Genomic DNA, 9,889 nt, shown 5'->3' on the forward strand with positions numbered 1-9,889 from the left:
ACCAAAGTATTTCATTTTTAAAAAAGTATATTTAACATTTTTAAAAATATATATTTTTTTTGCATACTTTTTTTTAAAAAAAAGTATTATTATTGAAAACCTACAGAGTACATGTTATACATGCTTTTTAGACAAACTAAAACAAGTAAAGAAGAACATACAGTATTAGTGATGACAAAGTAAAAGTTTCCTGCTTTATTTTTTCTTAGGTCAGATGATTTATTATAACATTCTATAGCTATAGCAGAAGTTGCGATTGATAGAGTTGCAAAAGTTAATATAACAAAAGCAATAGCGAAATTAGTGAGATCCATTTTTGTTTATATTATAAAAATAAAAAAATAATTTTAATTAAATAGATTATAATTATTTTTATTCCGCTTTATAATTATTATTATAGGTATTTAAAGTTTTAATAAAAATTTAAAAATTTAAATCTATATGCAAATTTTCCAAACATGTTTTTGCACATTCTTGTTCAGCACTTGTAACTTTACGACCAAATCCAATACCTAATATATAATTATCATTTTGGCATATTTGCAAGAGTTTTGAAAAAACACTTGGATTTTTTAATCTATATTCTTCTAATATATATGCATTGTATTTCTTTACATCAATCTGTATTATTTCACTCATTTCGGATAATTGTTTATCCGATATAACCAACATTCTTGTAAATATTTTTCTATACAGTGGACCATCTTCTTGTAAAGAACTATACACAGGTGGTTTAAATCTAATTTTTTGGAAAAAACGTTGTAAAGAGTCTTTAAAATTATCGTTTGTAGATATTAATTCTGCAAAATCAATAATATTTTCTATAACTGATCTAACAAAACGATCTGCATAAAGATATCCTTTTTCTCCAAAATCTATTAAAATAGAACCAATAAATGCTTCAAATGAGTCTTCGTAGAAGCTAGGTGTACCCCTCCCCCTGGTAGTGTCGAGGATTGTCTGATTTTCTACTTGTAAAGAAAGCAAAATGTACTTTTTAAATCCCAAAGTAATACCAATTTTGTGTAACATACTACATTTTTCAATTTTAATTTTTAATCTTGTTAAAAATCCTTCTCGTTCATTTCCAAAACGTTCAAACAAATATCTTCCCATAATAGCTTTTAATATAGAATCACCTAGATATTCAAGACGTTCACTTGAAGATTTTGGTAAATAAAAATTTGATAAAGAACTAATTTCTCCATTTGTCATTTGATGTTGAATAGCTTGATAATAACTTTCATGAATAAAAGCTTCTTGATAATGTTCTAAATTATTTATTTTTAAAAAGGTACCATCGTCACCTATGTTTTCAAAATAATTTAGAATATTTTCAACTTCGTCTTTTGTAATTAAACGATTATTTGGATTATCCATGTAATTATATGTAAAATAAATATATAAATTCAATTCTTTTTCTTTTAATATATTTTTAACCGCGTTGGTTTATAAAAATCTGAATCTGAAAAAATTACACCTGATATAAATTTTTGAATAAAAGTCTTGTTTTCTGTAAATGCGGATTTGATAGTAGATTGGAATAAATCTGATATTATAGGTAAATGTTTTGTAAAATTCATTTCAATATATTTAGAAATTGTATTTTTATCATTTGGTTTATTAATCAAAACATGAAAATTTTGTAAATGTGGCATTTTTGATATATCGTCTTTGTGAATTATTTTAAATTGAATACATTTTCTTTTAATATTATTTTTTATTGCTGTTCCACAATGTAATAAATTTGCATCAAAAATAATTGATGTACCTTTTTTAAAATTTAATTTTAAAGAATAATCAAAAGTATAAAATTGAGCATTATCAATATGACTTTTAGGAATTACATTTAAACCATTTTCTTCACTATTTTCATCTAAATATAAAATCATTGTATAACTTGGATATTCTAAATTATTATATTGTTTTGAAGATGTATAGTCTCTATGATATGTATGAATAGCTGAATCTTCAATTACATACATGTAATCAATTAAATTATAAGAGTCTCCTAATATTTCTTTAATTTTCCATTTAATACCTCTACCGTTTCCGACTTTACCATTACCGATAAATATATCATGTATATTTTTAAAATTTCTCATTTCCCAATTTTCTAATATATTTTCTATATCAGATTTAGACAACATATTTTCAATAACTATGTAACCAATGTCTTTTATTTTATTTCTTTTATATATTAAAAACGCTTGGGTTGTGAATAATATAAATAATATAAAAAGTACGTAAATTGTAAAATATGTCATTTGTATTCAATATATATATAAAAGAAATTAAATTTAATTTAAAAAGTTTTATTTTATTTAGTAATAGTAAAATGAGTGATATTAAGGGTGTTGTTTTAAAAGAAAATGATTTTACATCAAATTTAAATGGTGTTTATGTAAATCAAAACAAGATTAATAAAAATCCCGGTATGCTTTTGATACATGCCACGTGGTGTGGTCACTGTGTTCGATTCAAATCGACTTTTAATGAATTGTGTGATTCTATTGGAAATGAATTTGTTTGTAGTTCTATAGAAAGTGCAGAAATAACAGACGATCTTAAAAATAAATTATCATTTAGAGGATTTCCTACAATTAAGTTTTTTGATCAAACTGGAAGAATTATAGGCGATTATAATGGTTCTAGAGAAAAAGGTGATATATTAGAACATATTTGCAATGTTTACCATCATTGTCATTACAATCACTAACAAGTTAACTAACAACAACATTCAACTAATAACAAGTAATATCATTACGTTTATATTAAGCATTTTATTTATAAGATTTAAATAAAGTCTTTAATGTTTATACTTTCACAATGTATTTTGCATAAATATAATGTTTCTAAAATAGAAACTATTTCTACTTATTCTATAGCGTTAGGTTTAGTCTTTTATTCGTGTATTTATTTATATGTATTATTTTATAATCCGGATTCTATATCTATTTTTAACAAGTTTATTATTTATATTGTCGGAGTTGATTTGTTACTTTCGACTTTTTATTATAATATGAATAAAATACAATCTGAAGAAGTCAACACACCATTATTGCATCAAAATGTTGAAGAAACAGATTCGGATGAATATTCAGAAACTGATGACTTTTTTGAATCAATTTATGATGAAGCAGAAGACGCAGATGACGAACTTGAAGCAGAAGACGCAGATGACGAACTTGAAGCAGAAGACGCAGATGACGAACTTGAAGCAGAAAACGCAGAGGAATTTTCTAAAGCAAATTCTTTTGTTGGAGATGATCTTGAATTAGAAAACGCTGTAATTGAAGTTGAAGAAATTGATGAACGTGAACTTGAAGAAATTAAAAATATAAAATGGGGACAGTCAGAAGAAATAATGTGTTTAGATAATGACGACTTTGTTAAAGAAGATGAAAAAGAAGATGAAAAAGAAGTTGAAAAAGAAGATGACATAATTATTGACATTGAAAATGAAATTAAAGATGAAACAATTACTGTTATTGAAATTAAAAAAGAAAAAAGTAAAAAGAATAAAAGTAAAAGAGGAAGGCCATCTAAACAAACGGTAATAACGTCGTTAGACGGCGAGGTAATAACGTAGTTAGACGGCAAGGTACCTTAAACCGATTAGGTTGTTTGAGTAAAATATTTTATAACTTTATATAATAAAACAGTATCCATTTTATTATATTCGATGATATCTTTTGTGATATCAAAATCTGTTAATTTTTGGTTATCATTCATTGAAATATTTTTTTGTATAATAGAACACATTGCATCTAATCCATTTTTACATTCAGTATCGTAATTTATATTTAATAAAGTTTTAGCAACATATTTTAATGAATAACATGGTAATTGAATTGTTTGTTTTACAACGCATAATAAATCAATATATTCTATAGGATATATTCTATATATATTGTATAAATCTGGATATTTTTTAAATGATTTTTCTATACATGTTTTATCAGCATGGCTCCAGTGATAAATTACAATAGGGCACTTTTCTTTTTTATATTTTTCATTAATTAAATCTAAAAAGCCTTTTAAAATTTTATATTCGTATTCTGGAGTTAATTTATCTACTGTATAATGAATAAATTCCAAATCATCTTTAACTTTAAAAGCTATACCTATCATGAATAACATTGAATGATCTTTTGATTCTGGAAATGTTTTGAAATCATCATAAATATCATTTGTATATTCTACATCTAAAAACAATCCATTTTTTATAGAATTATTTATATATATTGTACTATCTGATTTAAATGTATTTTTTAAATTATATAAAAATAATCTTCTTTGATTTTGTAAATAATAATGATATGTTTGGTCTCTTTTTTCTAATATTTGTATATTTTCATTTTTAGTTTCATCTATATTATTTATTTCATTCAGAATCGGTAAGGTACCTTGCCAAACCGATGGGTTTGACATTGGTAAGGTACAATAAAGTTTAGTAGAATCATTTATTTTATCATTTGTTTTACGATTAATATATCTTTTTCCAATAATTAAAACATCGTTTGATAAATTAATTTTTTTATTATAATAGTTAAAAGATTTTAAAATTTTCATCTTTGTATTTGAATCAAGATAACATCTAAATTCATTTGTATTTGTTGTATTTGTTTCTTTATAATATATATTTTTATACATGACATATATTAAACTATGTTTGTTTTCATCTAAATTTGTATTATATTGAGAATTTATATTTTTATTAGGTAAAATAAGTACATTTCTCGATTTATATATCGAATTGTATTTTTTTACAAAATAATTATAAATCAAAGTGTTAAATATTCTAGATTGTTTATGAATAAATTCCATTAAAGTAATATTTCTTACTATTTGTATTTTTTTCATTTTTTATTTCTAAATTTTTAATTACTTTTTAATAAGATATAATATTATTATACTAAATACTAAAAATGCGAATATAATTTGAGTTAATGTAATTGATTTATCAATTTGTATGGGGTCATCTATTAATTCTGGATATAATTTTTTTGATAAATATACTGCGTTACTTACAGCAGATTCAAGTGAAGTGAATTTATATAAACTTTTACCATTATGTGTACCTAAATTATACATATTATTAATGGTATTATTTTTAAAATTTAATGATTCGTAATTTGCACTATTTATAAAAGCAGTATCGTAAGATATCCATTTTTTTAATATATTATCATACTTGACTCCAGGTGAAAGTAAAGCTATTGTAGGGTATTCAAAATTTTGTCCATACAATTCCTTTAATTCTAAATAAACTTGATCAACTATTTCATTAAAAGTACATTGGTTGGCAGTTTTACCAATCTTTTTTGAAACTTTTTCAGATCTTGTTAAAGCTAATGACAATACTGTTTTTGAATTTTTTTCATTAAATGTCATGTAATCTGTTAATTTTATAAAAGCTATACCCCAATCACTTGCTGGAAATCCATATACTTTTTTTAAATCCAAAGTTTTATTCCAATGAAATGTAAATGAAATGTAATCGTAATATGCGGTATCCTGTGCATATTTTTCTAAATTTATATTATTGTCATCAAACTTTATATTATTTTTTTTAACTATTTCATTTAAATTTTTTGGTGGTATAGCAAACACAAAATTTTTAGCATATATTTTGTTGCCACTTACATTTATTGATTCTATTACATTACCATTACCATTACCATTACCAACTAAATTAACCTTTTCAATATTTGTATTTAATAATATGTCAACACCGTTATTTGTTAGATGTTCTTTCCAAATTTTAAATAATCCAATATCATTTGGTAATTTTGGTTGATATAACGGATAAAGAAATTGTTGATTTAATAGTTGTAAAAATTTATTTAATGTAAATTTAGTTGAATTACCTCCATCAGTCAATATACATATTTTGTTTATCATTTCAATTGAATCTTTACTAAAATTTTTTATAAAATCATGTAAAACTATATCGTTACCATATTCGTCATTAAATACCAACAATAAAAATGGCAAGATAAAACTTGATATTTCACCAAATGAAAGTACAGAAAAGATTGTTGCCCCCCCTATTTCAGTTATATTAAAATTGTATTTTGTAAATAAATAATAAAAATCAGTTTTCATTTCTTTTAACAATTTTTGAAATGTTGTATATGTTGATCCACCATATACAATAGGTCCATGTTGAGTAAACATGTTTTCTCCCAATTCTGGTACATATTTTCTTCGAACCCTATGACAACCTCCAATTGAAGCTTCTTTATCTATAAGTAATATTTTTAAACCTTTTACTTTACAACACATTTGTGCTAAAGCTAACCCTGCTGGGCCTGCTCCAACACATACTAAATCATATATATTATTATTGTTCATTATATATATAATAATAAATTAATTTCCAAAAAAGTTTAAATTACCATATTCTCCAAAATATTTTTTAGTTGCAATGTCTCTTACTTTAGTTATTACATAACCATCTTTATCTTTATTGGTTATAGTCTTCAGGTGATACAATAGTGTATCCTGTAATTTCTTTTTTTATATTTCTCAACTCAACATTCATAAAATAAATTTAATTTGATTAAAACTCAATTTTTAAGACAATTAAACAATTTTAATTAGTATAATATTAAAAAAAAAAATGTATATTAAAAACAAATGAATGATGAAATTAAAAGAACAATTTCACTACTTTTTACAGTAAATGATAATATAAATACAATGAATAAAAATATGCATGACATGAATATAAATATAAATGACATGAATACAAATATAAATGACATGAATGAAAATATACATGGTATGAATGAAAATATGCATGATATTAATAAAAATACTAATAGTATCGACGATAATATAAGTAAAATAAATCTAAAAATAAATAAAGAACAACCTATATTAGACCGTCTCCATAAAATAGAATCTCTTTTAGAAGACATAAGTACACGTTTAGAAAAAACAAACTCGCGTTTAGAAAACACAAATTTGCGTTTAGATAAAGTAGAAAACACATTACAAATTGTTAATACGAGTACAAAAAATATGGATGAACATATAAATTTTGTCGAAAATGTATATACTGTTGTTAAAAAGCCATTCGTATCTTTATTAGGATTATATTATAATAAAAATATGGATAATACCTTACAGATGCCGAACACGTCTATTCGGCAAGGTACACTTGATCATTTTGATGTTAATAAAAGAATTATTAGTACAGAACTAACCAAAAGTAACGACGTAGAATATGAATTGGTTGAAAATGAAAATTAAATGTACATACCAAATGGTGGATCATTTAAATTATCTGAATCTGTTGTAAAACTATCTGAAAGTAATATATCGATATGTTCTTTCAAAATAGTAACTGGTAAAACTGTATTTTTATTAAATGATGGATACAACTTTTTATATTTTAATTTTACAATATTATCTTCAGGTGTAGTTAATAATAATGTATTTATTCTAGATATTATAGTTTCTATTTTTCTATTAATATCTCTCATACCTTGATCTCGAGTATTTTTTTCTACTATGTAGTCAATTGTGTCATCTGCTAATTTTATAGTTTCATTTTGGAAATGATATTTTTGTAAAATATTCGGTATAATATGTAAACGCGTAATTTCTAATTTTTCTTTTAAAGAATAATTTTCAATGTTTATTTTAAATAATCTATCAGATAAAATACTATCAACTTTAAGAGGATCGTTATAAGTAAATACAAAAAGTACTTTTGATAAATCAAATTCTAAACCTGCAAAATATTTATCATAGTTGTATTTATTATTTGTTGTTGCATCAGTTAAATGGATCAAATTACCTATAATTTCTTTTCCATGATGAGTTTCAGATACTTTATCTAATTCGTCAAAAAGAATTATAGGATTTGTACATTTTGTTTCTCTTAAAATTTCTATAATTCTACCTGCAATACTTCCTATATATGTAAAAGAATGTCCTGTTAATAAAGAAGAATCTGATTCTCCACCCAAACTAATTGTTCTATATGGTCTATCTAAAGCTTCTGATATACTTTTTATAATACTTGATTTACCAACACCTTTTGGACCATATAACCCAATCGCATTAACTGTAAAATCTGGATTTCTTATCATTTGTGTGTAAATATTGATAATTTGATCTTTTGGTTTTTCTAAAAATGAAAGTCTTTTATCTAGTATTCTTCTTATATCTTTTATGTCTTTTTCTTTTACTATAGGTTCATCAAAAGGTATTGATAATAAAATATCCATCCACGTTTTATATTTTGCATATTCGCTTGTATCTGTATTTTCAAAAGAGTCCATTACTTCAAGACGTTTATATGCTAATATTTTATTATGCAATGACATTTTTGATTTTAAAATTCTTTCTCTATAATCATCTGAAAATTCTAATGTAGATGATTTTCTTGTTATTTCATTTTCTAATAATTCTAATTGAGGATCGTCGTAATGCTTTGTATTTTTTTGTATTATATTTAAATTATTTGTATACTCTTGTGTCAATATATCAGAATTAGTATAATGGTACAATCTTTCCAACATTTTTTGTTTTTGTTTTATATCACCATTACTTTTTAAAATATCTATTATACTAGGTGCATTTAAACGATAATTTTCTTTTATGTTATCAAGTTCTGTATTTATTATTTTCATTTCATCTTCTGTATATAAGTTTTTTAATTTAGATTTTTTATCTTCAATAGTGGATCTTTCGAAAAAGATTCCTTCGTAAATAGAATTGGTATGTGATACAAATTTATCATATGTATCAAGATTTTTTTTTTGTTTTTTAGATTCGTTATTTGTATATCTTTTTACTAAATTTAAAATAGATCTTTTTATAAGTGTTTCCATACCTTTACCATTATCATTACCATCGTAACTATATTCTGATTCTGTATCGTATTCTCCTTCTTCTTCACTTCTTTCTTTCTCTTCACTTTCTTCAATGTTTTCACTTTCTTCAATGTTTTCATCTGAACTTTCAATTTCACATATAAATTCGTTACTTGGTCTTATATTATTAGGTGTCTGATTACCATCAAATACATTATTTATCTTTTTTTTTTTAGAAACTGAAATATTACTACCACAATCTTGATCTATTGATAAATGTTCTGGTAAAATTTCTTCTAATTTTCTTTTTTGGTTTCTAGTATGAACCATCTATTATTAACTATTATAAATAAAATAAATCATTTTTTTTTACTAATTACCTTTTAATTACTTTTTAATTACCTTTTAATTACTTTTTAATTACCTTTTAATTACTTTTAAATTAATTTAGTGTGTTTAAAAAACAATTTAAAAATAGACATATATAGCAAAAAATAAATGAGTAATCCAGATATTGCTGCAATATTTGGTTTTGTTTTATTTGCTGCATCAGAACTAGTAGCAATTTTACCAATTCCTGCAAATGGTATTTTACATAGTATAGTTATTGGGTTAAAAAATAGTTTAAAACCAGAAAATTCAGACATTGAAATGGCTCAGGTTTTAGTAAATACAAAACCAGAGATGGCAAATATTGTTACTACGTTAAAAGGTAATGCTTCTTTAACAAAAGCTGTCGATTTACTTTTACAAAATCCTGAAATTGCAAATATTATAACTGATTTATCTTCAAATACACAATTACAATATATTAATACATTGTTAATCAATAATTCGGATATAATTAATAATATAGCTAAATCTGTTATTAATGAAATTCAAAATAAACAAGTACAACAAGAAAAAATAGCTAAACAAACAGAACAATTACACTAAACTTACTTTTTTAAAAAAAAAAAGTACCTTGCCGAACCGATGGTTCGTCATCGGTAAGGTAACCAAAAAAGTACCTTGCCGAACCGATGGTTCGTCATCGGTAAGGTAACCAAAAAAGT

General features: G+C 23.6%; 10 protein-coding genes. 4 read left to right on the plus strand and 6 right to left on the minus strand.

The features are described 5' to 3' along the window. Window positions 1-89: 89 nt before the first annotated feature. From AC8IG9_RS06235 to AC8IG9_RS06245, 3 genes are all read right to left on the minus strand, one after another. The gene (locus AC8IG9_RS06235) at window positions 90-314 is read right to left on the minus strand and encodes a hypothetical protein (protein ID WP_507425951.1); all 225 of its coding nucleotides are present in this window, start codon (window positions 312-314) and stop codon (window positions 90-92) included. A gap of 109 nt (window positions 315-423) precedes the next feature. After that, the gene (locus AC8IG9_RS06240; protein ID WP_507425952.1) at window positions 424-1,380 is read right to left on the minus strand and encodes a ribonuclease III domain-containing protein; all 957 of its coding nucleotides are present in this window, start codon (window positions 1,378-1,380) and stop codon (window positions 424-426) included. 44 nt (window positions 1,381-1,424) lie between these two features. Next, the gene (locus AC8IG9_RS06245; RefSeq protein ID WP_507425953.1) at window positions 1,425-2,267 is read right to left on the minus strand and encodes a phytanoyl-CoA dioxygenase family protein; all 843 of its coding nucleotides are present in this window, start codon (window positions 2,265-2,267) and stop codon (window positions 1,425-1,427) included. A gap of 71 nt (window positions 2,268-2,338) precedes the next feature. Here AC8IG9_RS06245 and AC8IG9_RS06250 point away from each other — a divergent pair, with 71 nt between their 5' ends. Together AC8IG9_RS06250 and AC8IG9_RS06255 are read left to right on the plus strand one after the other, a co-directional pair. Continuing rightward, the gene (locus tag AC8IG9_RS06250; protein WP_507425954.1) at window positions 2,339-2,719 is read left to right on the plus strand and encodes a protein disulfide isomerase family protein; all 381 of its coding nucleotides are present in this window, start codon (window positions 2,339-2,341) and stop codon (window positions 2,717-2,719) included. 93 nt (window positions 2,720-2,812) lie between these two features. Continuing rightward, complete coding sequence (locus AC8IG9_RS06255; RefSeq protein ID WP_507425955.1) at window positions 2,813-3,592, plus strand: hypothetical protein; 780 nt, start codon at window positions 2,813-2,815, stop codon at window positions 3,590-3,592. A gap of 26 nt (window positions 3,593-3,618) precedes the next feature. On the opposite strand, the gene AC8IG9_RS06260 is transcribed toward AC8IG9_RS06255, so the two are convergent. After that, window positions 3,619-4,866, minus strand: coding sequence for a 3'-5' exonuclease family protein (locus tag AC8IG9_RS06260; RefSeq protein WP_507425956.1), 1,248 nt, complete (start codon window positions 4,864-4,866; stop codon window positions 3,619-3,621). Window positions 4,867-4,887: 21 nt separating this feature from the next. Then, entirely contained in the window at window positions 4,888-6,360 is a 1,473-nt protein-coding gene (locus tag AC8IG9_RS06265) for an NAD(P)-binding protein (RefSeq protein WP_507425957.1), read from the minus strand. Between the two features lie 285 nt (window positions 6,361-6,645). On the opposite strand from AC8IG9_RS06265, the gene AC8IG9_RS06270 reads away from it, so the two are divergent. After that, window positions 6,646-7,263 (plus strand): hypothetical protein, encoded by a 618-nt coding sequence (locus AC8IG9_RS06270; protein WP_507425958.1) that lies wholly within the window; start codon window positions 6,646-6,648, stop codon window positions 7,261-7,263. Here AC8IG9_RS06270 and AC8IG9_RS06275 read toward each other — a convergent pair. Further along, the gene (locus AC8IG9_RS06275; RefSeq protein WP_507425959.1) at window positions 7,260-9,164 is read right to left on the minus strand and encodes an AAA family ATPase; all 1,905 of its coding nucleotides are present in this window, start codon (window positions 9,162-9,164) and stop codon (window positions 7,260-7,262) included. The two genes, AC8IG9_RS06270 and AC8IG9_RS06275, sit on opposite strands and share 4 nt — an antisense overlap. A 168-nt stretch (window positions 9,165-9,332) precedes the next feature. Here AC8IG9_RS06275 and AC8IG9_RS06280 point away from each other — a divergent pair, with 168 nt between their 5' ends. Further along, window positions 9,333-9,770: a hypothetical protein gene (locus AC8IG9_RS06280; RefSeq protein WP_507425960.1), complete on the plus strand. Its 438-nt coding sequence runs from the start codon at window positions 9,333-9,335 to the stop codon at window positions 9,768-9,770. The last annotated feature ends 119 nt before the right edge of the window (window positions 9,771-9,889 follow it).

The sequence above is a fragment of the Candidatus Allofontibacter sp. genome, assembly GCF_040404065.1.
Taxonomy (GTDB): domain Bacteria; phylum Pseudomonadota; class Alphaproteobacteria; order Pelagibacterales; family Pelagibacteraceae; genus Fontibacterium.

Coding starts and splice junctions, on each gene's coding strand:
- AC8IG9_RS06235 (WP_507425951.1), bottom strand. CDS start 314: ATGGATCTCACTAATTTCGCTATTGCTTTTGTTATATTAACTTTTGCA.
- AC8IG9_RS06240 (WP_507425952.1), bottom strand. CDS start 1,380: ATGGATAATCCAAATAATCGTTTAATTACAAAAGACGAAGTTGAAAAT.
- AC8IG9_RS06245 (WP_507425953.1), bottom strand. CDS start 2,267: ATGACATATTTTACAATTTACGTACTTTTTATATTATTTATATTATTC.
- AC8IG9_RS06250 (WP_507425954.1), top strand. CDS start 2,339: ATGAGTGATATTAAGGGTGTTGTTTTAAAAGAAAATGATTTTACATCA.
- AC8IG9_RS06255 (WP_507425955.1), top strand. CDS start 2,813: ATGTTTATACTTTCACAATGTATTTTGCATAAATATAATGTTTCTAAA.
- AC8IG9_RS06260 (WP_507425956.1), bottom strand. CDS start 4,866: ATGAAAAAAATACAAATAGTAAGAAATATTACTTTAATGGAATTTATT.
- AC8IG9_RS06265 (WP_507425957.1), bottom strand. CDS start 6,360: ATGAACAATAATAATATATATGATTTAGTATGTGTTGGAGCAGGCCCA.
- AC8IG9_RS06270 (WP_507425958.1), top strand. CDS start 6,646: ATGAATGATGAAATTAAAAGAACAATTTCACTACTTTTTACAGTAAAT.
- AC8IG9_RS06275 (WP_507425959.1), bottom strand. CDS start 9,164: ATGGTTCATACTAGAAACCAAAAAAGAAAATTAGAAGAAATTTTACCA.
- AC8IG9_RS06280 (WP_507425960.1), top strand. CDS start 9,333: ATGAGTAATCCAGATATTGCTGCAATATTTGGTTTTGTTTTATTTGCT.